Annotated in this window: 21 protein-coding genes and 1 pseudogene; 6 read left to right on the forward strand and 16 right to left on the reverse strand. The window is 46.5% G+C overall.

Going from position 1 to position 24,393, the window contains the following annotated elements; all coding sequences use genetic code 11:
* Positions 1-117 precede the first annotated feature (117 nt).
* The 10 genes and pseudogenes from MKX71_RS20275 to MKX71_RS20320 all read right to left on the reverse strand — a co-directional run bounded on the left by MKX71_RS20275 (position 118) and on the right by MKX71_RS20320 (position 10,076).
* Positions 118-1,053 carry a DMT family transporter gene (locus tag MKX71_RS20275; protein ID WP_339232058.1) on the reverse strand — a complete coding sequence of 312 codons (936 nt, stop codon included), beginning with the start codon at positions 1,051-1,053 and terminating at the stop codon, positions 118-120.
* 151 nt (positions 1,054-1,204) lie between these two features.
* A complete protein-coding gene (locus MKX71_RS20280) occupies positions 1,205-1,651 on the reverse strand; it encodes a universal stress protein (protein ID WP_015714985.1) in 447 nt (148 codons plus the stop codon).
* Positions 1,652-1,753: 102 nt separating this feature from the next.
* Positions 1,754-3,163 carry an aryl-phospho-beta-d-glucosidase gene (bglH, locus tag MKX71_RS20285; protein ID WP_119900136.1) on the reverse strand — a complete coding sequence of 470 codons (1,410 nt, stop codon included), beginning with the start codon at positions 3,161-3,163 and terminating at the stop codon, positions 1,754-1,756.
* Between the two features lie 22 nt (positions 3,164-3,185).
* Positions 3,186-5,003, reverse strand: a complete 1,818-nt coding sequence (gene bglP / locus MKX71_RS20290) for a PTS beta-glucoside transporter subunit IIABC (protein WP_339231562.1) — start codon at positions 5,001-5,003, stop codon at positions 3,186-3,188.
* 421 nt (positions 5,004-5,424) lie between these two features.
* The gene (locus MKX71_RS20295) at positions 5,425-5,763 is read right to left on the reverse strand and encodes a hypothetical protein (protein WP_015250873.1); all 339 of its coding nucleotides are present in this window, start codon (positions 5,761-5,763) and stop codon (positions 5,425-5,427) included.
* 16 nt (positions 5,764-5,779) lie between these two features.
* Entirely contained in the window at positions 5,780-7,396 is a 1,617-nt protein-coding gene (locus tag MKX71_RS20300; RefSeq protein WP_339231563.1) for a T7SS effector LXG polymorphic toxin, read from the reverse strand.
* Between the two features lie 19 nt (positions 7,397-7,415).
* Complete coding sequence (locus tag MKX71_RS20305) at positions 7,416-7,685, reverse strand: YwqI/YxiC family protein (protein WP_339231564.1); 270 nt, start codon at positions 7,683-7,685, stop codon at positions 7,416-7,418.
* A gap of 11 nt (positions 7,686-7,696) precedes the next feature.
* On the reverse strand, positions 7,697-8,062 hold the full coding sequence (locus tag MKX71_RS20310; protein ID WP_014478447.1) for a DUF5082 family protein: 366 nt from the start codon (positions 8,060-8,062) through the stop codon (positions 7,697-7,699).
* Between the two features lie 306 nt (positions 8,063-8,368).
* A complete protein-coding gene (gene abnB, locus MKX71_RS20315) occupies positions 8,369-9,778 on the reverse strand; it encodes an arabinan endo-1,5-alpha-L-arabinosidase AbnB (protein WP_069323011.1) in 1,410 nt (469 codons plus the stop codon).
* 133 nt (positions 9,779-9,911) lie between these two features.
* Positions 9,912-10,076, reverse strand: a pseudogene (locus MKX71_RS20320) (hypothetical protein).
* Positions 10,077-10,392: 316 nt separating this feature from the next.
* On the opposite strand from MKX71_RS20320, the gene hutP reads away from it, so the two are divergent.
* The 6 genes from hutP to MKX71_RS20350 all read left to right on the forward strand — a co-directional run bounded on the left by hutP (position 10,393) and on the right by MKX71_RS20350 (position 17,866).
* Positions 10,393-10,839 (forward strand): hut operon transcriptional regulator HutP, encoded by a 447-nt coding sequence (hutP, locus tag MKX71_RS20325; protein WP_003243875.1) that lies wholly within the window; start codon positions 10,393-10,395, stop codon positions 10,837-10,839.
* A gap of 112 nt (positions 10,840-10,951) precedes the next feature.
* Complete coding sequence (hutH, locus tag MKX71_RS20330; RefSeq protein ID WP_339231565.1) at positions 10,952-12,478, forward strand: histidine ammonia-lyase; 1,527 nt, start codon at positions 10,952-10,954, stop codon at positions 12,476-12,478.
* The gene (gene hutU, locus MKX71_RS20335; RefSeq protein ID WP_032730294.1) at positions 12,475-14,133 is read left to right on the forward strand and encodes a urocanate hydratase; all 1,659 of its coding nucleotides are present in this window, start codon (positions 12,475-12,477) and stop codon (positions 14,131-14,133) included. The genes hutH and hutU overlap by 4 nt, the downstream gene beginning before the upstream one ends.
* 12 nt (positions 14,134-14,145) lie before the next feature.
* Positions 14,146-15,411, forward strand: coding sequence for an imidazolonepropionase (gene hutI, locus MKX71_RS20340; protein WP_339231567.1), 1,266 nt, complete (start codon positions 14,146-14,148; stop codon positions 15,409-15,411).
* Entirely contained in the window at positions 15,404-16,363 is a 960-nt protein-coding gene (hutG, locus tag MKX71_RS20345) for a formimidoylglutamase (RefSeq protein WP_339231568.1), read from the forward strand. Before hutI ends, hutG begins: the two co-directional genes overlap by 8 nt.
* 75 nt (positions 16,364-16,438) lie before the next feature.
* The gene (locus MKX71_RS20350; protein ID WP_015385089.1) at positions 16,439-17,866 is read left to right on the forward strand and encodes an amino acid permease; all 1,428 of its coding nucleotides are present in this window, start codon (positions 16,439-16,441) and stop codon (positions 17,864-17,866) included.
* 42 nt (positions 17,867-17,908) lie between these two features.
* Here MKX71_RS20350 and MKX71_RS20355 read toward each other — a convergent pair whose 3' ends face one another.
* The 6 genes from MKX71_RS20355 to eutH form a co-directional block, all read right to left on the reverse strand.
* On the reverse strand, positions 17,909-19,210 hold the full coding sequence (locus MKX71_RS20355; protein WP_003227132.1) for a pyrimidine-nucleoside phosphorylase: 1,302 nt from the start codon (positions 19,208-19,210) through the stop codon (positions 17,909-17,911).
* A gap of 29 nt (positions 19,211-19,239) precedes the next feature.
* Positions 19,240-20,421: a nucleoside permease NupC gene (nupC, locus tag MKX71_RS20360; RefSeq protein ID WP_003244143.1), complete on the reverse strand. Its 1,182-nt coding sequence runs from the start codon at positions 20,419-20,421 to the stop codon at positions 19,240-19,242.
* A gap of 80 nt (positions 20,422-20,501) precedes the next feature.
* Positions 20,502-21,173 (reverse strand): deoxyribose-phosphate aldolase, encoded by a 672-nt coding sequence (deoC, locus tag MKX71_RS20365; RefSeq protein ID WP_014481389.1) that lies wholly within the window; start codon positions 21,171-21,173, stop codon positions 20,502-20,504.
* A 105-nt stretch (positions 21,174-21,278) separates the two neighbouring features.
* The gene (deoR, locus tag MKX71_RS20370; RefSeq protein WP_213376910.1) at positions 21,279-22,220 is read right to left on the reverse strand and encodes a sugar-binding transcriptional regulator; all 942 of its coding nucleotides are present in this window, start codon (positions 22,218-22,220) and stop codon (positions 21,279-21,281) included.
* 133 nt (positions 22,221-22,353) lie between these two features.
* Positions 22,354-23,181, reverse strand: coding sequence for a DUF1206 domain-containing protein (locus tag MKX71_RS20375; protein ID WP_015385093.1), 828 nt, complete (start codon positions 23,179-23,181; stop codon positions 22,354-22,356).
* A 72-nt stretch (positions 23,182-23,253) separates the two neighbouring features.
* Positions 23,254-24,366, reverse strand: coding sequence for an ethanolamine utilization protein EutH (eutH, locus tag MKX71_RS20380; protein ID WP_339231571.1), 1,113 nt, complete (start codon positions 24,364-24,366; stop codon positions 23,254-23,256).
* Between the last annotated feature and the right edge of the window lie 27 nt (positions 24,367-24,393).

Genomic DNA, 24,393 nt, shown 5'->3' on the forward strand with positions numbered 1-24,393 from the left:
ACTAGACTGAAATATTATTACAATATTTTTCTAGAAAATTTATCTTATTTTAAGGATTAACGAGAGTCTATTGACCTAAAATAAAAAAAGGCCGCATAGGCCTTTTTACTTTTTCCATTATTGCATTTGTTCAATATCCGTACCCTCAGCTGCCACATTCGCCTTCCCCTGCCTCCTGACAAGCGTCAAGGCCATGCCCGCAAAGATCAGCACGATGCCAAGCGTTTGATAGAGGTCAGGGCGGAAGCCTGTGAAGACGGTATCGAGCACGATCGCGACAGCGGGGTCGAGAAATACAATGATTGAAATAAATTTCGTTGATAAAAATCGTAAACTGTCAAAAAACAACAAATATACAATACCCGTATGGATGATGCCGGTAGATACCACCATAATCCAGTTTCCCTGAGATAGGTCAGCAAAAGCGCCAAAGTGAATAAATGGAATCAGGATGATAACCCCTAAACCCGTTTGCAGGAAGGTGGTCGTATAAGGACTGAGGTTTTGAATGCCTTTTCCCAATAAAGTAGTGAACGCATAAAACAGCGCGGCGAGAACGGCCCATATGATCCCTGATCCCATCAGCTGTGTCAATGAAGTGCTGCCGTTAATCCCGGAAATCAGCGCAGTTCCCAGAAAGCAGATGATAATGGAGCTGACGGAGATCACATTTAATTTCTCTCTGTAGAGGAAGCTACCCAGAAGAAGAACAAGCACCGGCGCTAGATGATAAACGGAGATGGCAATTGTAACGGACGTTTCTTCAAAAGACTTAAATAAGAACACCCAGTTGAATACAAGAAAGAAACCGCACACCAATGTTTGCAGCACGTCTCTCTTGCTCCATTTTTCAGTTTTATACTGGCCGGACGCCAGCCAGCAAAGGCCTAAAAACAGCGTCGCGCAAAGGCAGCGGACAAAGACCAATTCAAATGACGGCAGATTGGTATGCTCTGAGAAAAAGCCGATGGAGCCGAAAATCACCATAGAGATGACCATTTTGATTACGGCTGTTGATTTTTGTTTTGACGATATGGAAAGATCCTGTTGCATCAAACGTATTCTACCTCCAGTACTGCATAGCATAAACTGTTTTTTATGAATTCAGAAATCTACACATAGAATTCCTCTTTTTTACATGTAGATATTATAACACTTCTATTCTAAATAAAAAAAAGCGCCCTTGGGCGCTTTTTTTACAAATCTATCGAACAATCAAAACCGGGCATGTTGATAATTGAGACACTTTATGGCTGACGCTTCCAAGCATCATTTCTTTCAGGCCGCTGATCCCCCGGCTGCCAACTACAATCAGGCTGACGCCTTTCTCTTTTGCGTGATTTAGTATCTCATACGCCGGCTCGCCATTAGCGTAAATGGTTTCAGCTTGAACGCCTTTTTCGGCTGCTTTTTCTTTTGCATTCTCAAGGATTTTCAGGCCCTCTTTTTTAACCTCGTTCCTGATTTCATCAATAAAGTGTTCAGGCACATAGACAATTCCCGTCAGAGAAGAAGTCGTGACGACGGCTTCTCTCCCCACATGAAGAATGCTTAGTTCCGCTTGTTGCTCTTTTGCCAAATGCACTGCGGCATCAAGCGCTTTTGCACTCATGTCTGATCCGTCAATCGCTACTAACATTTTGTTAAACATGCTCTTCCCGCCTTTCGGACTGTGGGTGGTTCATCTTTCTCTTTTATTGTCCGCCTGCATTTCGTTATTGTCAATTGAAGCGCATGAGTTTTCAAAAAATTGTCAGAGACTCTCTCCGTTTGTGGCGATAACCTGCTGATACCAGTTGAAGCTTTTTTTCTTGATGCGGTTAAATGTTCCATTTCCTTCATTGTCCCGGTCTACATAAATGAAGCCGTAGCGCTTTTTCATTTCCGCAGTAGATGCGCTGACAAGGTCAATTGGCCCCCATGATGTGTATCCGATTAATTCAACGCCGTCCGCAATGGCTTCGCGCGCTTCAATTAAATGATCACGCAGATAGTTGATTCTGTAATCGTCCTGAATTGAGCCGTCATCCTCAACCTTGTCTACAGCGCCAAGGCCGTTTTCAACGATGAACAGCGGCTTCTGGTAACGGTCGTATAAGGTGTTGAGCGTGATGCGCAAGCCTTTCGGATCAATCTGCCAGCCCCATTCTGATGATTTGAGGTAAGGGTTTTTGACTCCGCCCAGCAGGTTGCCCCCTGATTTTGCAAGCTCTTCCGGATCTGTGCTCGCCGCCATCGACATGTAGTAGCTAAATCCAATATAATCCACCGTATGTTCTTTCAAGAGCTCTTCATCGCCTTCAGCCATTTCAATTTCAATATTGTTTTCTGCCAGATAGCGTTTCATATATCCCGGGTATGCGCCTCTTGCCTGAACATCTGAGAAGAAAAGTGTTTTGCGCTCATTCTCCATTGCCGCGAAGACATCCTCCGGCTTAGAAGTCATCGGATAGGTTGTCGTTGCCGCTATCATACAGCCGATTTTCGAATCAGGAATGATGTCGTGGCCCGCTTTGACAGCAAGAGCACTGGCCACAAATTGGTGGTGTGCCGCCTGGTACATCGCGTTTAATTTGTTTTCTCCTTCTTCAAAGACAAGACCGCCTCCGGTAAACGGCGCATGGAGCACCACGTTAATTTCATTAAACGTCATCCAATACTTCACTTTGTGTTGATAGCGTTTGAAAACCGTTTTGGCATAGCGTTCATAAAACTCTATGACTTTACGATTCTTCCAGCCGCCATAATTTTTCACTAAACCGAGCGGCATTTCATAATGAGAGATGGTTACGACAGGCTCAATATGATGCTTTAACAGCTCATCAAACAGATCATCATAAAAACTGAGGCCTTCTTCATTGGGCTCCTCTTCATCGCCATTCGGAAAAATTCTCGTCCACGCAATCGATGTGCGGAACGCCTTAAATCCCATTTCTGCAAATAAGGCGATATCCTCTTTATAACGATGATAAAAGTCAATCCCGTTGTGATACAGATTCAAGGAAGTCATTGATTCATCAAATGGAGACATGATCCCGTTCGGCGATACGTCAGCTGTCGAAAGCCCCTTACCACCCTCGTTATAAGCACCCTCCACTTGGTTGGCAGCAACTGCGCCGCCCCATAAAAATCCTTCTGGAAATCGTTTTGCGTTTGAACTCATATTGATCACCCCATTAGTTTTTTCAAGATAAAGCAAGCAGCGCTTCTTTTGTCTGCACTTTACCGATCTCTTTTACCGGCGAAAATGAATATTGGTCTGTGTTGGTCACGATCACCGGGGTAATGACGTCATATCCCGCGGCTTTGATTTGCTCCATATCAAAGGACACGAGCGGATCTCCCGGTGCGACCTTGTCGCCTTCTTTGACGTGAGCCGTGAACCATTGCCCCTCCAGCTTCACTGTGTCCAATCCAATGTGTATGAGTATTTCAGCTCCCTGATCACTCGTAATGCCAATTGCGTGTTTTGTTTTAAAAACGGTGGTAACGCTTCCACGAACAGGCGAAACAACTTCTCCTTCTTCAGGCTCAATGGCAAATCCTTTTCCCATGATCCCGGCAGAAAACACTCCGTCTTTGACTTCGCTTAATGCTTTCACTTCTCCCTTAATCGGGCTGTGAATGATCTCTCTGCTGCCCGGCTGCTGGCTGCCGTCAGAAGGCACATCCTCGAATCCAAGCAAATACGCAGCTGCTGTTCCCGCCGCAAACGCAATCACAAGGCCGATCATCGCGTAAATAAACGTTGGGCCGATAAAGACAGGGATGCTCGGGAGACCTGCATTACCTCCGACGATATAGGAAGCAACACCCGTCATGCCGTAAAACGCGCCACCGGCTGCACCGCCAATCAAAGCGGCCGCAAACGGCTTTTTCAATCGCATATTCACGCCATACATCGCAGGTTCTGTGATCCCCATCAGCGCCGTGATGCTTGTGGTAAGCGCGAGTGATTTAAATTTTTTGTTTCTGGAGCGAAGGAAGACGGCAAATGATGCTCCCGCCTGCCCCATATTCGCCAAAAACATAGCCGGCAGTAAATAATCGTGGCCGTTTTGAGCGATGTTGTTGATCATGATCGGCACAAAGGCATAGTGCATGCCCGTCATAATGATTAAAGAGAATGTACCCGCCAGCAAAATCATCGCCACAAGCCCTGCATGATCAAACAAATAATTGACCCCAGAAGACAAGTATTCTCCTAAAATAGCGCCAAGCGGACCGACTGTAATCAATGTCAGCGGCACGACAATCAATAATGTCAACGTCGGAACCACAATCAATTTGAGAGATGCGTGTGTAAAACGGTCAATCCATTTTTCTACGTACGAAGCAATCCAAATCGCCAGCAAAATCGGGATGACCGTTGACGAATAAGTGGCAGCGGTTACAGGAAGCCCGATAAAGGAAACCGGTTTCCCCGCACCGAGCAGGGCTGTCAAATCCGGATGCAGAATCGCCGCCGCAATGGCTGCCGCTACGTACGGATTGCTTCCGAATTTTCTCGCCGCACTCATCGCTAGCAGGAGCGGCAGGAAGTAGAACGCACCGTCACCGACAGCCGTCAAAATGACATGAACCTGGCTCTTCTCCGCCATCCAGCCAAACGTAACTGCCAGCGCAACAAGCCCTTTGATCATCCCCGCTCCCGCAATCGCAGGCAGAATCGGGGTAAACACACCAGAAATCACATCAAAGACCGCACTCAGCACATTCTTTTTCTGAGAGGATGAACCAGCGCTCTTTTCATCACTGAGATTGCTCTGCCGCACAATCGCCTGATACACCTTCGGCACATCGTTTCCGATAATGATTTGAAACTGCTCGCCGCTGATATTGGTGCCCATCACTCCAGGCAGCTGCTCCAGCTGACTGCGATCCGCCTTAGCATTGTCATGAAGATTAAAACGCAGCCTCGTCATGCAGTGAATCACGCGCTGAACGTTGTCTTCACCGCCTACGAGTTGTAATATGTCCTTCGATAATTTATCATAATCCATGTGTATACCTCCTTTTTATGGGGGGACTGCTGGAAGAAAGGTGGCCGCCTTTCACCAGCTTTTTTTCTATCAAATGCCGCATCACCTCCTAAAAGAGAATAAAAAAAACCTAAATGACACAGATTGCGAGAGTCTCCTCCTGCACCTGCACCATTTAGGTTTTGCCTGCTTTCGCAGTAACAATCCTGACGGGTCGTTTTATTTGTTTGTAGGATATACTTTAGCACTAGATTCGCGGGATGTCAACGCTTTCATTTTTTGGTGTTGACTAAGGTGATTGCTCAATAAGGACTATTTTTTATAACGGTAAGCCATTTTGTATATTTTGTTTTATTTTTCCGAAAATACTATCAAATATATCAGCTGACTTAATATAAAAGTAAAAAACCTTGAAAGGCATTAGCCCATCAAGGTATATGTTTTATTTTTGACTATCCCTTTTCCATATACTTTCTCCGTCAGTTAAAAAAACTGCACTTGGCGGATCATCATAAAGTGAAATTTCAACTAATGAACCTTTCTTTTGTATTAACCAATTATATAAACTACTTTCTTCACTAGTAGGATGAGCTAAAATATCATTTACTTGAAATGTAACTGCATAATATTCGATAAAATTCACATCATCGTCATCCAACCCATTGTCTGTTTCAAAGAGTGTGTCTGGTTCACCAATAATCTTTAATCCACTATCCCACTCTATTATCAAGTCACTATCTTTATACTCTTTTAACGCTTTTATTAAAGGATCATATTCCATGTATATCCTCCTCTTATTACTTCTTTAATGGTTCTGAAGGCACTATATGCGCTCCGTCTTTTCCGTAATGAATCATTCCTCTAGTAGTTTCAATGTATTCACCAGTATCACGATCATAGTATTTTCCAATTGGTTTACCAAAGTCTACTCTTTCTTTTTTACCGTTTGGTAGTAGTTGACCTTTTCCTGCAAACTTATCAAGCAATTCCTGTGCTGTTTTATTATCACCATAGAAAATACTCTTGTTTTTACCATTTGCTATTTCTTGTTTGTAATTTGGCGTATTAGGAATATGTTTCTCTTGAGCACCTGGCTTTACTTTAACTGGGAATCCATGTACTTCTCTGTAAGGTCCTTTAGGTACTGACTTCTTTCCATAAGAAGGTACACCATTACCCGTATCCTTAGCAACGTTTTTAACTTCCGAAGCCTTCTTAGCCTTTTTCCCATCATTAATAAGTTTATTAATATCTATTAACTTTTCTAACTTAGCTATTTTGGCAAATGGTACTGAGTTTATGGAGGCAACAACACGGTCTTTCCCTGTGACTTTTTCGCCTGATACTGGATCTCTGCCCGTGGCTGCCTTAAAAAGATCATACACGCCGGTAAGTTCTACAGCTGTCTCTAAAATTTTCACATATCCATTCTCATCCACTTTAATGTCCGAAAGCGAGACGACAGGTTCAAGCTTCATGTCATTACCAGATATGTATACATTGTAAAGTGTATCATTATAAACGACTTGCTTAACCTCTGCATTTGAGAAATCAGTTTTTATATGTTCTCTATGTTCACTCGTATTATACACTTTACCATTGATAACGATGATATTTTTACTTACCTTTTTAGAATGACCCGTTTTGACAACTGAATCCACTTTAGACTTTTCATTCTCGGCTAGTTTCTTCAGCATCATCTCCATCGGTGAATCATCCGCCTGCTTCATTTGCGGGTTAATCGCGCCGAAGGTTTGGTTGATGTTTTCTTCTTCCTGTGATTTCAGGATGGAGCCGCTTTTGTAGCCTGTGATTTCAATTTTCGGATCGGTGTACATGGTTTCGAGCTGGTCTATATATTTTTTCATCGTTTGAAAATCTGATTTTGCGGTTTCTAGTGCTTGGGTTTGCTGGCCGTCAAATTGAAAGAGCTTATGCAGGGTGTCTGTAATCAGCCGCTCAGCCTGTTCTGTTTCCATCCGAAAAAAGGAATCATTGACTGTCGGCAGGCTGACGATATGATCTATGGCCGACGTCTGGCGATTGACTGCATCAGTGAGCTGCTCTGTCACTTCTCGTGCATGCTTGACCCCATGTCTCGCATCGTGTGAGAGAAAAGCCTCTGCAATCATGCCGTGAGAGTCAGATTCTACAGAGGAAATCGCATGCTGTGTTTGTTTCAGCACTTTTTTGTATTCGTCGATAAACATGCCAAAGAAAAGGAGAAAAGGCTTGTGGCACTCCTCGTAAAAGGTCCGGATGGCATCTCCGCCTTTTCCCTTTAGCGCATCCTTCATGCCTGCCAGATGCTCAACGCTTTTTTCCAGCTTCTCCAGCTGTTGTTTTTGCTTGTCCAGTTTCTCAATCGTATGCTGAATGCCCTCGTGAAGAGCGTGGACATCTAATGTTTTCAATCCCTTGTCCTCCCGCGCTTTATTTCATGGAAGATGATATGTTTTCGTCCGTTTCCTTCATGGCGTTTACCGCGCTTTCCGTTTGTGCGATATGCTTGGCCAGAACAGACGCATATGCTTCAGTGAGCTCTTTGATGTCCTTATTTAATTGCTCGATGGACTTCACAACATTCAAATGGTTTCTGCCTGAGAGATGGCCGGGTAAGGAGGACTTGAGTTCAGCTGAATTCTTGAGCTGAGAAAGCCCTTGCTTCACTTTGCCATACACCATTTTAATTTCCTGTGCCAATTGTGCTCACCTCACTTTTTATGTTTTTCCTTCTCTATTTCATGCTCTATCCTCGTAATTTGGCGTCTTATGGAATAGACATCGCCCTCTAATGAGTGGATTTTTCCTTCTATGCTTTCGATGATTCCGCTGACTTGATCGCTTTTGATTTGCTGATATGCTTTGTTCATTCCTTCACGAATATCTTCAAACCGCTGAGCATGTGTTCCTCTCCATGCCTCCCGGTTAAGATGAGGCCGGTGAATGAGATGCTGGGCCTCAGAGAAATCGTGTTTGATTTGCCTAATTTCGTGCAGCACTCGTTTTAATTGATGGATCTGTTCCTGCTTTTCATGTAAGTCGGCTTTTACCGAATGTAACAACATTTCACTATGCATGCCGCAACACCTCATGTTTCTATCAAACTGTGTCAATTCTTTACAATACAGACTATTTTCATATTACATGATGGGTCATATTGGATAAATAGGTAAAAAGGTTTGTCTTGAGAGGTGTTTCACTGGTTCTAAATTGCTAAAAATTAGATCTCATCACCTTATGAGAGGAGGAAACAATCATTTGAGGGACTTTTTATTTAAGTCTTTAATCTCTTTTCCATTTCTATTTTTTCTTCCACTTAACTGTTTCTTATAGTCAATAAAGCTCATAAAAAAACACCTTCCTACGAAGGCGCCTTCTCCATCTTATTTAGATCCCCATACAGCCTCACCGCTGCCATTTAACACACTAAACGTCATGACATTCTTCTCTCTCACCGAATCCCACTGGCGTAAAAATACCCCGTTATACGTCTTGCCCGCTAACGTGATGTCGGCTGTATTTTTTCCGGTTTTCTTCCATGTTCCGGTCATTTCCCCGGAAATGGTGTGGTTTTTGTTGAGCTGGATGTTGATGGTTTTTTTGATGTCGGCTGAGATGTCTTTTCCGTGCTGGATGAGTTTGTATGTTCCTGTGATATCTTTTTGTTTTACTTCTTTCAGTGTTTCGCCCGCATAACGATATGGCGTTGCTACCGGCCAGCTGTCTTTGTTCATGAACAATTGGTGGACTCTGACTTCGTGTTCTTCACCCCTGCCCGGGAAGCGGGTGTGGAAGATTAAATAGGAACGCCCGGTTTTTTCATCATAGTATGCGGAGTTGTGGCCTGGTGAGACGTACCCGGTGCCTTTTTCATTTTCTGTTTCAAAAGTGTAGCTGCCCATGAGTTTGACGCCGTATGGTTCGATGGAACGGTCGTCGAAGAATGTGCCTTCTTTGCCGCGGACGTCGAGCATTGGATTGCCTTCTGCATCATAGTAAGGGCCGTCTGGTTTCTTGGAGCGGGCCACACGGATGTTATAGCCGCCTGTTGCATCAAGACCGCCATATGATAGGTATAAGTAGTAGTATTGGGTGTCTGGATTGTAGAGAACATACGGGCCTTCGATTCTGCTGTGGTTGCCGCCGAGCAGTTTTTTCCCGTATCCCTGCCCAGGAAGCGGGAAGCCCGTTTTCGGATTCATTTCAAGTATGAAAATGCCGCCTGAGTATGATCCGTACACCATCCACAGCTTTCCGTCTTTATCAAAGAAGGTATGCGGGTCGACGACATTCGGATGTTTGGTTGCGTCATACGGTGTTCCATCGCTGCTTGTGCCTTCCATTCCTGATTTCAAAAAGATGCCTTTGTTTTTGTATGGCCCTTCGATGTTGTCAGCGACGGCAACACCCATGGCGGACCTAGGCGAGTCGCCGCGGCAGGCGTTGTAGTACATGTAGTATTTGCCGTCCGCCAGCTGCGTGACGTCAGCCGCCCAAAGGGTATCGGATTGCGCCCATTCGAAGGTATCTTTTAATTCTTTATAGACATTCGGGATAAGTGGGTTGTCATTGCTTACGCTGGTGGTCAGCTGCTGCCATTGCATGAGGTCATTTGTTTTTGCTGAAGCGAGATGAGATCCAAAAACATAAAAGGTGCCGCTTGTTTCAATGATGGAAGGGTCATGGACGCTGACTTCTTTAAATATAGGTTTTTGTGCATTGGCGGAGTTTGGGAGGGTGAAGGCCATGATAAGAGCTGCAAGAAAACATACACGGAACAATCGGTTGAACATCTAAACAATTCGCCTCTCTTTTTTATTAAATTTTAAACGCTTACATTTCTCTATGAAGATACCCCGGCCTATTAAAACAGCCGAATGTTTTCATATTCAAACAGATAGGTGATTTCTCACTTCTCTTACATAGTCAGACTGATGTCTGTCTGTTTTGCGTAGAACTTGCTGCTTGCATATCCTCTCCTTCATAGTTCAACTCTTTTGCTGTTTCTCCTTCTTGCATCACGTCTGTTTTTCATTCGCGTACATGTAATAACTGCTTTGTCAGGTTTTGCATCGACTGTGATACAGCCATTTCGTTGTCGGCGTTTTTTAAGATGATGCCTGATTGCCCGTCAACACCAGAGTCATTCGGCTGGCTCTTTATAAAATGCCTTGCGAAAAATACGACTTAGTAAACACATATTGAGAGTAAGACAGCGGCGTTTGCCTCCTGTCTGGATATCGTGTGCAATCGCTGAAAAAGCCCGTCCTGCTTTCTGCGTCTCGCTATTACAATACCAATCTAACTTGTTAAAGACTGTAAAAAACCTTTTGACTTCTGCTGCTGAACCAATTAATATAATACTCAGTTAATAGTTATCAGAATTTTTAGGAATTGAGTGATTCATATGACACTGCATAAAGAGCGTCGGATCGGACGGCTGTCTGTTCTCCTGCTGCTGAATGAGGCTGAAGAGAGTACGCAGGTTGAGGAGCTGGAGCGAGACGGATGGAAGGTCTGTCTTGGCAAGGTAGGATCAATGGACGCGCATAAAGTAGTAGCCGCAATTGAAACCGCTTCCAAAAAGAGCGGTGTCATTCAATCTGAGGGTTATCGGGAGTCACATGCGCTTTATCATGCGACGATGGAGGCTTTGCATGGCGTGACCAGAGGTGAAATGCTGCTAGGATCGCTGCTTCGGACGGTGGGCTTGAGGTTTGCCGTTTTGAGGGGAAATCCTTATGAAAGTGAAGCGGAAGGCGATTGGATTGCTGTCTCGCTTTACGGAACAATCGGGGCGCCGATTAAAGGTCTTGAGCACGAGACATTCGGTGTTGGAATTAATCACATATGAAACAGCCCATAGATCTTAGACGATAGGGGGCTATGCGTGAAAACAGATGTTCACAGCATAGCTCCTTTTTGTATGGGCGCTTTACCAAAGTAAAGAAAAAGGAGTTGGGCTTATGGTGACTTTAGACGGTTCTTCATTGACAACAGCCGACGTCGCTCGTGTGCTGTTTGATTTTGAGGAGGCAGCGGCTTCCGAGGAAAGTATGGAGCGCGTGAAAAAAAGCAGAGCAGCAGTGGAACGGATTGTACGCGACGAAAAGACAATCTACGGCATCAATACCGGATTTGGCAAATTCAGCGATGTCCTGATTCAGAAAGAAGACTCGGCGGCGCTGCAGCTGAATTTAATCCTTTCTCATGCCTGCGGAGTCGGCGACCCTTTTCCTGAGTGTGTGTCCAGGGCAATGCTGCTTTTGCGCGCCAATGCGCTGTTAAAAGGCTTTTCCGGTGTCCGCGCTGAGCTGATCGAACAGTTGCTTGCTTTTTTAAATAACCGCGTCCATCCTGTCATCCCCCAGCAGGGATCACTTGGCGCAAGCGGAGATCTGGCGCCGCTTTCCCACCTGGCGCTTGCGCTGATCGGACAAGGAGAAGTCTTTTTTGAGGGGGAAAGAATGCCGGCAATGACAGGCTTGAAAAAAGCAGATATTCAACCGGTAACGCTGACATCCAAGGAAGGGCTTGCCTTGATTAACGGGACTCAGGCCATGACTGCAATGGGAGTGGTCGCCTACATCGAAGCTGAGAAACTAGCCTATCAAACAGAACGAATTGCCAGCTTAACGATTGAGGGGTTGCAGGGAATTATCGATGCATTTGACGAGGATATTCACTTAGCCCGCGGCTATCAGGAGCAGATCGATGTCGCAGAACGAATTCGCTTTTATCTATCTGACAGCGGCCTGACAACCTCCCAGGGAGAACTGCGGGTACAGGATGCCTATTCATTGCGCTGTATTCCGCAAGTACACGGTGCGACTTGGCAGACACTAGGATATGTCAAAGAAAAATTAGAGATTGAAATGAACGCAGCTACAGACAATCCACTCATTTTCAATGACGGTGACAAAGTGATTTCCGGCGGAAACTTTCACGGACAGCCAATCGCCTTTGCCATGGATTTTCTGAAAATCGCAATATCAGAGCTTGCGAATATCGCAGAGCGTAGGATCGAACGACTTGTGAATCCGCAGCTGAATGACCTGCCGCCGTTCCTGAGCCCTCATCCCGGTCTGCAATCCGGTGCAATGATCATGCAGTACGCCGCGGCCTCACTCGTTTCTGAAAATAAAACACTGGCCCATCCTGCAAGTGTGGATTCCATTCCGTCATCCGCCAACCAAGAGGACCATGTCAGCATGGGAACCATCGCCGCCCGGCATGCTTATCAGGTGATCGCAAATACAAGGAGAGTCATTGCGATCGAAGCCATTTGCGCATTGCAGGCTGTTGAATACAGAGGCATAGAACATGCAGCGTCCTATACGAAACAGCTTTTTCAAGAAATGAGAAAAGTCGTGCCGTCCATTCAGCAGGATCGTGTTTTTTCCTATGACATTGAACGCTTGACTGACTGGCTGAAGAAAGAATCTTTAATACCTGATCATCAGAATAAAGAACTAAGGGGGATGAACATATGACTGATGTAAAAAAATCAATCCGTGCCAACAGAGGAACAGAGCTTGAATGCTTAGGATGGGAGCAAGAGGCAGTGCTTCGGATGCTTCGAAACAACCTTGATCCAGAAGTCGCCGAGAAGCCGGAGGACCTCATCGTATATGGCGGGATTGGCAAAGCCGCACGGGATTGGGACGCTTTTCACGCCATTGAGCATTCCTTGAAAACATTAAAAAATGATGAAACATTGCTCGTGCAATCCGGAAAGCCCGTTGGCATGTTCCGTACACACCCGCAGGCCCCTCGCGTGCTCCTAGCAAATTCTGTTCTTGTTCCGAAGTGGGCAGACTGGGAGCATTTCCACGAACTTGAGAAAAAAGGGTTAATGATGTACGGACAGATGACGGCTGGCAGCTGGATTTACATTGGCTCACAAGGCATATTGCAAGGAACCTATGAAACCTTCGCTGAGCTGGCGCGACAGCACTTCGGGGGCAGCTTAAAAGGAACGTTGACGCTGACAGCGGGTCTCGGCGGAATGGGAGGCGCCCAGCCGCTGTCAGTCACGATGAATGAAGGCGTCGTGATTGCCGTCGAGGTTGACGAGAAACGCATCGACAAGCGGATCGAAACAAAATACTGCGATCGAAAAACAGCATCGATTGAGGAAGCCTTAGCTTGGGCTGAAGAGGCAAAGCTGGCAGGAAAACCTTTGTCCATTGCACTTCTCGGAAACGCAGCTGAGGTGCATCACACACTTTTGAACCGAGGCGTCAAAATTGATATTGTGACAGATCAGACATCTGCCCATGACCCTTTAATCGGTTATGTTCCCGAGGGCTATTCCCTTGATGAAGCTGACCGTTTGCGTCAAGACACTCCAGAGCTTTACGTGCGCCTTGCGAAGCAAAGCATGAAAAAACATGTCGAAGCCATGCTGGCCTTTCAGCAAAAGGGCTCTATTGTATTTGACTACGGCAACAATATCCGGCAAGTCGCAAAGGATGAAGGGCTGGAGAATGCCTTCGATTTTCCGGGGTTTGTCCCTGCCTACATCCGCCCCTTATTCTGTGAAGGAAAAGGGCCGTTCCGCTGGGCGGCGCTTTCCGGAGATCCGGCAGATATTTACCGTACGGATGCGTTATTAAAAGAGCTGTTCCCGACAAATAAAGCCCTTCACCGCTGGATTGATATGGCACAGGAAAAAGTCACCTTCCAAGGCTTGCCGTCCCGTATTTGCTGGCTTGGATATGGAGAACGAAAAAAGATGGGCCTCGCCATTAACGAGCTGGTTAGAAGCGGGGAGCTAAAAGCGCCTGTCGTTATTGGGAGAGATCATTTGGACTGCGGGTCTGTCGCCTCTCCAAACCGGGAGACAGAAGCGATGAAGGACGGAAGTGACGCTGTTGGTGACTGGGCTGTGCTAAATGCGCTTGTCAACACGGCGGCGGGTGCAAGCTGGGTTTCCTTCCACCATGGCGGCGGCGTCGGAATGGGCTATTCCCTTCATGCCGGCATGGTTGCAGTGGCCGATGGAAGTGAGCTGGCTGACGAGCGGCTCGCGCGGGTCTTAACGAGCGACCCAGGAATGGGCATTATCCGTCATGCGGATGCGGGTTATGAACGTGCCGTTGAAGTAGCGAAGGAACAGGACATTATCGTGCCGATGCAAAAATAAAGGAGTGATGACATGCCAAAGCAAATTGATACGATTCTCATCAACATCGGTCAGCTTTTGACGATGGAAAGCAGCGGTCCGCGGGCAGGCAAAAGCATGCAGGATCTTCATGTGATCGAAGACGCTGTTGTCGGCATCCATGAACAGAAAATTGTGTTCGCCGGACAAAAAGGGGCTGAAGCCGGTTACGAGGCAGACGAAATCATTGACTGTTCGGGACGCCTTGTAACGCCTGGCCTCGTTGATCCGCACACCCATCTTGTATTTGGCGGATCTCGTGAAAAGGAGATGAACCTTAAGCTTCAGGGCATTTCATATTTGGATATTCTGGCGCAGGGCGGCGGGATTCTGTCTACAGTCAAGGATACCAGGGCGGCTTCAGAAGAAGAGCTGCTGCAAAAAGCCCATTTTCATCTGCAAAAAATGCTGTCCTACGGCACAACCACAGCAGAAGTGAAAAGCGGCTACGGCTTGGAAAAAGAGACAGAGCTCAAACAGTTGCGTGTCGCAAAAAAACTGCATGAAAGCCAGCCTGTTGACCTTGTTTCCACATTTATGGGAGCCCATGCGATTCCTCCCGAATATCAAAACGATCCAGATGAATTTCTGGATCAAATGCTTTCCCTTTTGCCGGAAATCAAAGAGCAGGAGCTCGCCAGCTTTGCTGATATTTTTACAGAAACAGGCGTTTTTACAGTCAGCCAATCCCGCCGTTATTTACAAAAAGTAGCTGAGGCGGGCTTCGGATTAAAAATACACGCAGATGAAATCGATCCGCTTGGAGGTGCTGAATTAGCAGGTGAGCTAAAGGCCGTCTCAGCCGACCATTTGGTAGGTGCATCGGACGAAGGCATAAAGAAATTGGCTGAGGCAGGAACGATCGCCGTCCTCTTGCCGGGCACGACATTTTATCTTGGCAAAAGCACATACGCCAGGGCAAGAGCTATGATTGATGAAGGGGTATGTGTCAGCTTGGCAACGGATTTTAACCCTGGCAGCTCGCCGACTGAAAATATCCAGCTGATCATGTCGATTGCCGCGCTTCATCTGAAGATGACTGTAGAAGAAATATGGCACGCGGTCACAGTCAATGCCGCATATGCCATAGGAAAAGGAGAAGAAGCCGGTCAGCTCAAAGCTGGCCGCTCAGCTGATCTTGTCATTTGGCAAGCCCCGAACTATATGTATATTCCGTATCACTACGGGGTCAATCATGTACATCAAGTCATGAAAAATGGAACAATTGTTGTCAACAGGGAGGGAGCCATTCTTGGATAAGTACCCTTTTCTCAGAGAGGCCGGATCTTCGTTTAAAGACCGGGATGTCACAAAAATGAGCGACCTGATCGCAACATGGGACGGCCAGGACATTAAGGGACCGGCGTTGATAGGTGTCCCCCTATCAAAATCCTCCATCAGTCATTCAGGCGCTTCCTTTGCACCCGGAACAATACGCCAGGCTCTGAAACATTCATCAGCCTATTCTGCTGAGCTTGGAGAGCACGTCGTATCAGAGCTTCTATATGACCTGGGGGATATCGATATTCATGTCACTGATATCGTAAAGTCACATCATCACATTTTCCAAACCATGCACGCTCTGCTTTCGGATCATCCGGATTGGGTGCCGCTCATACTTGGGGGAGATAACTCTATCAGCTACTCCACAATAAAAGCGATAGCACAAACAAAAGGAACGACAGCGGTGATTCAATTTGATGCCCATCACGATGTTCGCAATACGGAGGACGGGGGGCCGACAAACGGCACCCCCTTCCGCCGCCTTTTGGATGAAGAGATCATTGAAGGCCAACATTTGATCCAGCTGGGTATCAGAGAATTCAGCAACAGCCAGGCCTATGAAGCATATGCAAAAAAACATAACGTGAACATTCACACGATGGACATGATCCGGGAAAAAGGGCTCATCTCCACGGTAAAAGAGGTTTTGCCAGCCGTTCAAAATAGAACAGATTTCATTTTTATATCTGTTGACATGGATGTCTTAGACCAGTCCCATGCACCCGGCTGTCCAGCGATTGGCCCGGGCGGCCTCTATACAGACGAATTGCTTGAAGCAGTCAAGTACATCGCACAACAGCCCAATATTGCCGGGATTGAAATTGTTGAAGTCGATCCTACCCTCGATTTTCGAGATATGACAAGCAGAGCTGCAGCTCATGTTCTGTTACACGCATTAAAAGGAATGAAACTCTCCCCATTCAAGTGATCTTCTGGCAGGTTGTATTTTGGGTATAAGAAACTCATCTGCCTAAGGAATGGCAGCTAAAAGGAGGGCGAGACAGTGAATCTTCAGGAGAACAGCAGCCAACAGCTAAAACGCACAATGAAAAGCAGGCACCTATTTATGATCTCATTGGGAGGCGTCATAGGCACAGGACTTTTCCTCAGTACGGGCTATACGCTACATCAAGCCGGACCCGGCGGTACGATACTCGCTTATGTAATCGGCGGGTTGATGATGTACCTCGTCATGCAATGTCTCGGCGAATTGTCGGTTGCCATGCCGGTGACCGGCTCTTTTCAAAAATATGCTACAACATTTATCGGTCCATCTACCGGTTTTATGGTCGGCATCATGTACTGGATCAATTGGGTGGTGACGGTAGGCTCTGAGTTTACCGCATCCGGTATTCTCATGCAGCGCTGGTTCCCTGACAGCAGTGTATGGATGTGGAGTGCGATTTTTGCAGCCCTTCTTTTTATATGCAACGCATTTTCAGTTAAGTTATTTGCGGAAACTGAATTTTGGTTTTCCAGCGTAAAGATTGTCACCATTATTTTATTTATCATTTTAGGAGGAGCCGCCATGTTTGGCCTGATCTCTTTAAACGGAACGGCGGATGCTCCTATGTTGTCAAACTTCACGGACCATGGCGGGCTGTTTCCGAATGGCTTTCTCGCCGTTTTTATCGCGATGATATCTGTGAGTTTTGCCTTTTCTGGTACAGAGTTAATCGGCGTTACAGCAGGAGAATCAGCAAATCCTCAAAAGGATATTCCGCGATCCATCCGTAATGTCGCATGGAGAACCGTGATTTTTTTCATTGGCGCTGTCTTCATATTATCCGGGTTGATTTCTTGGAAGGACGCAGGCGTGATTGAAAGCCCGTTTGTAGCCGTATTTGCGGAGATCGGAATCCCTTACGCTGCTGATATTATGAATTTCGTGATATTAACAGCCTTGCTGTCTGTCGCCAACTCAGGCTTATATGCTTCGACCCGTATGATGTGGTCTTTAGCAAATGAAAACATGATCAGCTCCCGTTTTAAGAAAGTGACATCTAAAGGCATTCCTTTAAATGCCTTAATGATCAGTATGGCTGTATCTTGTTTATCTCTCGTTTCCAGTATCGTGGCCCCTGGAACTGTCTATGTGGTGATGGTAGCAATTGCTGGATTTGCAGGAGTCGTGGTCTGGATGAGCATTGCCTTGTCCCAACTCTTGTTTCGAAAGAGATTTTTGAAAAAAGGGGGGGATGTAAAAGATCTGACATTTCGCACGCCGCTTTATCCTCTTATGCCTATAGCCGCTCTCTTATTATGTTCTGCTTCTTGTATCGGTCTTGCTTTTGATCCCAATCAAAGAATCGCACTTTTCTGCGGAGTTCCTTGTATCATCCTTTGCTATCTGATCTACCATTTCAAAAGAAATGTTACAAAAGCGAAAAAAATCAGCCAAGAGGAATATCAGGCTGATCACATCCTGTAATCAAAAAAGCACACCCCACTCAGGATGGGATGTGCTTTATTTTTATTCAGTAATCAACGTATGAATCAGCTTCGGCGCCTTCGCTTCCGCGGCGATGCGGATGTTGTCATAGACTTTTGCGATGACTTCATCAACGTTTTCGCGGTTGGCGTAAAGCGTCACGAGCGGTTCGCCTTTTTCTACTTTGTCCCCGACCTTTTTGCGGAGCATGATGCCGACGGCTAAATCGATCTCATCTTCTTTTGTGGCGCGACCGGCACCTAACAGCATCGCCGCGACGCCGATTTCGTCCGCGACGATTTCAGAGACGACACCCGCTTCTTTGGCAGGCACATCAATTTGATATGCGGCTTGCGGAAGCTTAGACGGATCGTCAACAATTGAGCTGTCGCCGCCTTGGTTTTTCAGGAAATCCTTGAATTTCTCAAGCGCTTTGCCGTTTTTCATGACTTCTTCCAGCTTCGCTCTTGCTTCGTCCAATGTATCGGCTTTTTTCGCAAGCACAACCATCTGGCTGCCGAGCGTTAAGACAAGCTCATGAAGATCCTCAGGTCCCTCGCCTTTGAGTGTGTCGATCGCTTCTTTGACTTCAAGCGCATTTCCGATCGCAAAGCCGAGCGGCTGGGACATGTCTGAAATGACAGCCATTGTTTGACGGCCGACGTTATTTCCGATGCGTACCATCGCTTTGGCAAGTTCAGCTGCGTCTTCTTCTGTTTTCATGAAGGCGCCCGCTCCCGTTTTTACGTCAAGCACGATGGCGTCCGCCCCGGCAGCGATTTTTTTGCTCATAATCGAGCTTGCAATGAGCGGAATGGAATTGACCGTTCCCGTTACATCACGAAGCGCGTACAGTTTTTTATCAGCCGGCGTTAAATTGCCGCTTTGGCCGATGACCGCAACCTTGTCGCGGTTCACAAGTTTAATAAATTCATCCTTCGTCAGTTCCACGTGGAAGCCGTCGATTGCCTCTAACTTATCAATCGTGCCGCCCGTATGGCCGAGGCCGCGGCCGGACATCTTAGCAACCGGCACATCAAGAGCCGCAACAAGCGGAGCGAGAACGAGTGTTGTCGTGTCGCCGACGCCGCCAGTGGAGTGTTTATCCACTTTAATTCCTTCAATGGCAGAAAGATCAATCGTTTCACCGGAGTTCACCATAGCCATCGTCAAGTCCGCGCGTTCACGGTCACTCATATCCTGGAAGAAAATCGCCATAGCAAGCGCGCTTGCCTGATAATCAGGAATGCTTCCGTCTGTATAGCCGTTCACGAAAAATTGAATTTCTTCAGTGGTGAGTTCTTTTCCGTTTTGTTTTTTGATGATGATATCTACCATTCTCATGTTTGGTCACCGATCCTTTTCGATTAAGTTCAGTAAATCAAGCCCACAATTGCTGCTGATAAAAAGCTGACAAGCGTAGCACCGTATAATAATTTCAAGCCGAAACGAGCGACGACATTTCCTTGCTTTTCATTCAGTCCTTTTACGGCACCGGCAATGATTCCGATTGAGGAGAAGTTCGCAAATGACACAAGGAATACCGATACGATCGCTGTTGTACGGCCGCTGAAATGGAAACCGTTTTGCGTAAGCGACGTCATGGCGACAAATTCATTCGATACCATTTTTGTTGCCATAATGCTTCCCGCATTAACAGCTTCATTCCATGGGATACCGACAAGAAAAGCGAATGGAGCAAACACATATCCAAGAATGCCTTGGAACGAAATACCGAATACTGCATTAAAAATGCCATTGATCAATGCAATAATCGCGACAAATCCAATCAGCATCGCAGCGACGACAACCGCTACTTTGAAACCGTCAAGGATGTATTCTCCGAGCACTTCGAAGAAAGATTGTTTTTCTTCTTCCTCAACACGAAGCATATCCTCTTCTTTTGCAACCTCGTACGGATTAATAATAGAAGCAATTATGAAACCGCCAAATAAGTTCAAGACCAGCGCTGTTACAACATATTCCGGTTTCAGCATTGTCATATACGCGCCGACAATCGACATTGATACAGTTGACATCGCAGATGCGCAAAGCGTGTACAAGCGCTGCTGATTTAAAAGACCGAGTTCTTTCTTCAAGGAGATAAATACTTCTGACTGCCCTAAAATCGCAGAAGCCACTGCGTTATACGATTCCAATCTTCCCATACCGTTTACCTTGCTGAGGGCAAGGCCGATATATCTAATAATAAACGGGAGGACTTTCCACTTTTGCAGAATCCCGATCAGAGCAGAAATAAACACGATCGGCAAGAGAACATTCATAAAGAATGTCGTTTGGTCCGCATTCACCAAGCCGCCAAACACAAAGTTAATTCCCTCAGCCGCGTATTCAAGCAGATAACCGAATCCTTTTGCAAATCCTCCCACGAGGAAATTCCCTATCCCGGTATTGAGGAGAATGTAGCCAAGAATAAATTGCAAAATGAGCATAACAACAATTGGGCGGATCTTAATTCTTTTTTTGCCGCTGCTCGCGATCCACGCGAGGCCTAAAAACACGATTAAACCGATAATCCCAATCAAATACTTCATATGTGTTTCTCCTTTATTTGTATTCGCTTACAATCACTGTTTCCTCAGAAAACGGAAAGCAGTCTGCCTTCCGTCAGCTCTTAATAGTTGTCTCCGCCTGATGCATTTTCTCCTTTTACGATAGAAACGCCTGCGCTGGCGCCAATTCGGCTTGCTCCAGCCTCAACCATTGTGTCTACATCTTCTTTCGTTCTGATTCCGCCAGATGCTTTCACGCCGATATCAGGTCCTACTGTTTTGCGCATTAAGGCGATATCTTCCTTCGTTGCGCCGCCTGTAGAAAAGCCTGTTGATGTTTTTACGAAATCCGCTCCCGCAGACACCGCTAAACGGCATGCACGTTCTTTTTCTTCATCAGTCAGAAGGCACGTTTCGATAATGACTTTGACAAGCGCTTTTCCGGCTGCAGCTTCCACTACACCGCGGATATCAGCTTCCACCACATCGTCTTCCTTGTCTTTTAAAGCGGCAATATTAATGACCATATCCACTTCAGTGGCGCCTTTTGAAATGGCGTCTTTTGTTTCGAACGCTTTTGTTTCAGTTGTATTGGCACCGAGCGGGAAGCCGATGACCGTACAAACGTCGACTCCAGTTCCCTTAAGCTCTTTTGCAGCAAGCTCCACCCATGTCGGATTGACACATACTGAAGCAAATTTGTATGTTTTCGCTTCTTCAATTAGTTTTAGAATGTCCGCTTTTTGTGTATGCGGTTTCAAAGCTGTATGATCAATTATGTTGGCTAATGACATCCTTCGCACACTTCCTTTTTTGTTAAGATATTTTTTAGCATAACCGACTTTTGAACATATGTAAATTGGTAATTGAAATTTTGTTCAATGAAAGGTTTGAACGTGTCACAAATCATTAACAAGCGCCCTCGCGGTATGCTGGTCAATGATTAAAACGTTGGCATATTTTCCGGTTAATGCTCCGTGAATGGAAGATACTTTTCTGCTTCCGCCGGCAACTAAAATGGAGCGTTCCTTCAGTCTAAGGTCTTGAAGCTCAACACCGATGGTCCGGTCATTGATGGCGCTGCTGCAAATATTCCCTTTCGCATCAAAAAAGCGTGAACAAATATCCCCGACGGCCTGTTTTTTCAGTAGGGCTTTCTCTTCTTCGTTAAAATATCCGAGCCGAAACAACAGCGCTTCATCACGGACAGTCCCGACCGTAAAGAGAGCGATATTCGCCTGCTTGCCCATCTCAATAATCCGCTCAATATGACGGTCTTTCTCCACCATTCGCTTCACATCCGCATTATCAAACACGACGGGAAGCGGGAGATAGCGCGGCATCGTTTGAAAAGCCTCTGCAAACAGCTGAATCGTTTCAGCCGAATACGTGTTTACCCGGGAATGGCTGATGCCGCCTTTCAGCTGGACGACCTCGACGCCTTTTACCTGCTTCGGCTGCATGTTTTGCGCGATTTGATACATGGTGGTTCCCCAGCTGACGCCGACAATGTCGCCGTCTTTTACCGTTTCATGCATATATTCTGCACCATAGCGGCTTAGGTCATGTGTAATTCCTGCATAATCGGGTGTCGGGGAAAACACAACATGCGCCTCAAGGAGCCCGTATTTCTCTTCAAGTATGGAACCGAGCGCATCCAAATCCTCAAAAGGGTCCATGACGTGAATCTGGACATACCCTTTTTCCTTTGCATATTGCAGCAGCCGGGAAACGGTTGGCCTTGAAATGTTGAGCTGCTCAGCAATTTGCTGCTGACTGTAGTCAGACTGATAGTAAAGCCTTGCCGCTTCTATGCTTAATTGCTGTTTTTCCCGATCCATTCTGCACCTCCCTGTGGATCAGTCCTGATAAAACTGCTTTTGATTTGCTTTTATTATACAGGCTGGCGCCGGCTTTCATCCACCTGATTTCTAAGAAACTGAAAAACGCTCTGGGCGCGGACCTGCCCAGAGCTTACTTCTCCCAGGTCATATGCTGATAAATGCCTTTCATAATGGCGTACATTCCATATAGGATCAGGCCTAATGCCAATATAGACAGAATCAATTTGCCATGCGGCTGTTGCGCGAGTTCGGCGAGCGCGCCGTCAAAGCCTCTTGTGTCGTCGGGATCAGCGGTCATGGCTGTCTTGATCAGAAAATAGCCGATAGCAGAAAAAATAATGGCCCGGGCGATATTGCCTGCGCGTCCGGTGTTTTTCGTGATGCATATCATTTGTTTGTTCATTTTTGACGTATCAAATTCTTTCATAAAAGCAGCCCGAACGCCTTTCATAAATTGAACAATCGCAAATACGATAAAACCCGCACCCGTAAGCCCTGTGAGCCATTGGCCGAATGGCTGCGCCAATACATAAGCGGACCACGTCTGTTCTGAAGTGCCGCCGTCCCCTTGGCCAAACACAAATCGCAAGGCATTCCAAGCGATGGATGTGTAAACGGCGGCACTGAAAAAGTTTCCTATTCTCCGTGACAGGCCTCGCCTGCTGTTTCCGTGTCCCTCCGTGTCCTTGATCGCGCTTAACACCATCCAGATTACATAGCCGATAAGGCCGATGCCTATTAAAAAAAGCAATAGTGACCCATACGGCATGCGTGATAGCGTTTGGAGAGCTCCGCTCGAATCTTTGGCGCGGCCTGCCCCGGCAGCCGTCATAAAAGCCAAAACCCCAAGCAGAATAAAAACGCCGCCGAATGCAAAATAACCAAGCCTCCCGAATCGTTTGATCCAAGGCTTGGTTTCCTGTTTTATTTTTGACATGTACCGGTCTTTCACCGCCATGTGTCCAACCCTCTTTCACAGAAATCTTTACTGTAACATTCCCGATTGGACAAAGTTGAAACAGCTTCTGCCTCAGCTATGGCTGGCAGAGGTTCGTTTTTGCTGTTTAGCTGATTGTGCAGGTGTCATCCAAGCAGCCGCTGCGGCAGCTGTGACTCCGCCTGCTAATTTCCCAATGATCATGGCCGCCGCCATTTCTTTTTTCATTCCAGCTACAAAACCGAGATGGCTGCCGAGTACAAAGGCGCCGCTGACCGCAAACGCGACATTGATGACCTTTCCTCTCGGCGTCATATCCTTTAATGAAGCCAGCATCGGGATATGATGCGCCAAAGAGGTCACTAAGCCTGCTGTTGCTGTCTCATCTAAATGAAGGTGTTTCCCCAGGGCCTGAAGCGGTTTTTTAAAGGTTTTTGTAATAAAAGCCGTCATTGGAAACGCCCCTGCCAAGGCAATGGCGATGGTCCCTGTTGTTTGTATCCCTGTCTCGACATTCTCCATTCCCGGAATCAGCACAATACCGGTCATCGTTTCAGCGGAGACAGCTGCAAGCCCGATAATCGCAACCACACTGACCGCTTTCCCGAAGAGATGAAACAACTGAATCATACTGTCGGTGTATCGCCATAACCCAAAAGCGATCACAGCAGATAACAGACTCGGGATCAGAAGATTTTTACCTATCATGCCGATGTCAAAGCTTGCGCATAATCCGCCGATTAAGCAACCGATCGGCACTGTGCACAGCCCGATTAATATGCCTTTCGCAAAATACAGATGATCCTCTTTTTCGATGATGCCAAGAGCGACGGGAATCGTGAAGACGATTGCAGGTCCCATCATTGTTCCTAAAAACACCCATGAAAACAGCCCGGCCTGCGGATCTTTCGCCATTTCTCCAGCCAGCGCATATCCTCCCATATCAATCGCCAAAATGGTGTTCGCAAAGGAAGAAGGGTCCGCGCCAATCGCTGTGTAAAACGGAGCAACAATGGGAATCAAGATTGCTGCCAGCACGGGCGCCAGCGATACAATTCCGATCATGGACAGCGCCAGCGGCCCCATAGCCTTAAAGCCGTCCGCAAACCGCTCGCCTAGCCCCCATCTGTTTCCCAAACAATAATCCGCCGCTCCCCATAGTAAAAAGGCAGCCAAAATGAATACAACCGCGTCATTCACCGTCATGGTTTTCTCCTTTTTCAAACGTATGAT

It is taken from the genome of Bacillus sp. FSL M8-0071, assembly GCF_037975455.1.
In the GTDB taxonomy this organism is placed as follows: domain Bacteria; phylum Bacillota; class Bacilli; order Bacillales; family Bacillaceae; genus Bacillus; species Bacillus subtilis.

What these genes read in the sequence shown, in the direction of transcription:
- MKX71_RS20275 (WP_339232058.1), bottom strand. Translation starts at nt 1,053, where the DNA reads ATGCAACAGGATCTTTCCATATCGTCAAAACAAAAATCAACAGCCGTA.
- MKX71_RS20280 (WP_015714985.1), bottom strand. Translation starts at nt 1,651, where the DNA reads ATGTTTAACAAAATGTTAGTAGCGATTGACGGATCAGACATGAGTGCA.
- bglH (WP_119900136.1), bottom strand. Translation starts at nt 3,163, where the DNA reads ATGAGTTCAAACGCAAAACGATTTCCAGAAGGATTTTTATGGGGCGGC.
- bglP (WP_339231562.1), bottom strand. Translation starts at nt 5,003, where the DNA reads ATGGATTATGATAAATTATCGAAGGACATATTACAACTCGTAGGCGGT.
- MKX71_RS20295 (WP_015250873.1), bottom strand. Translation starts at nt 5,763, where the DNA reads ATGGAATATGATCCTTTAATAAAAGCGTTAAAAGAGTATAAAGATAGT.
- MKX71_RS20310 (WP_014478447.1), bottom strand. Translation starts at nt 8,062, where the DNA reads ATGCATAGTGAAATGTTGTTACATTCGGTAAAAGCCGACTTACATGAA.
- abnB (WP_069323011.1), bottom strand. Translation starts at nt 9,778, where the DNA reads ATGTTCAACCGATTGTTCCGTGTATGTTTTCTTGCAGCTCTTATCATG.
- hutP (WP_003243875.1), top strand. Translation starts at nt 10,393, where the DNA reads ATGACACTGCATAAAGAGCGTCGGATCGGACGGCTGTCTGTTCTCCTG.
- hutH (WP_339231565.1), top strand. Translation starts at nt 10,952, where the DNA reads ATGGTGACTTTAGACGGTTCTTCATTGACAACAGCCGACGTCGCTCGT.
- hutU (WP_032730294.1), top strand. Translation starts at nt 12,475, where the DNA reads ATGACTGATGTAAAAAAATCAATCCGTGCCAACAGAGGAACAGAGCTT.
- hutI (WP_339231567.1), top strand. Translation starts at nt 14,146, where the DNA reads ATGCCAAAGCAAATTGATACGATTCTCATCAACATCGGTCAGCTTTTG.
- MKX71_RS20355 (WP_003227132.1), bottom strand. Translation starts at nt 19,210, where the DNA reads ATGAGAATGGTAGATATCATCATCAAAAAACAAAACGGAAAAGAACTC.
- nupC (WP_003244143.1), bottom strand. Translation starts at nt 20,421, where the DNA reads ATGAAGTATTTGATTGGGATTATCGGTTTAATCGTGTTTTTAGGCCTC.
- deoC (WP_014481389.1), bottom strand. Translation starts at nt 21,173, where the DNA reads ATGTCATTAGCCAACATAATTGATCATACAGCTTTGAAACCGCATACA.
- deoR (WP_213376910.1), bottom strand. Translation starts at nt 22,220, where the DNA reads ATGGATCGGGAAAAACAGCAATTAAGCATAGAAGCGGCAAGGCTTTAC.
- MKX71_RS20375 (WP_015385093.1), bottom strand. Translation starts at nt 23,181, where the DNA reads ATGGCGGTGAAAGACCGGTACATGTCAAAAATAAAACAGGAAACCAAG.
- eutH (WP_339231571.1), bottom strand. Translation starts at nt 24,366, where the DNA reads ATGACGGTGAATGACGCGGTTGTATTCATTTTGGCTGCCTTTTTACTA.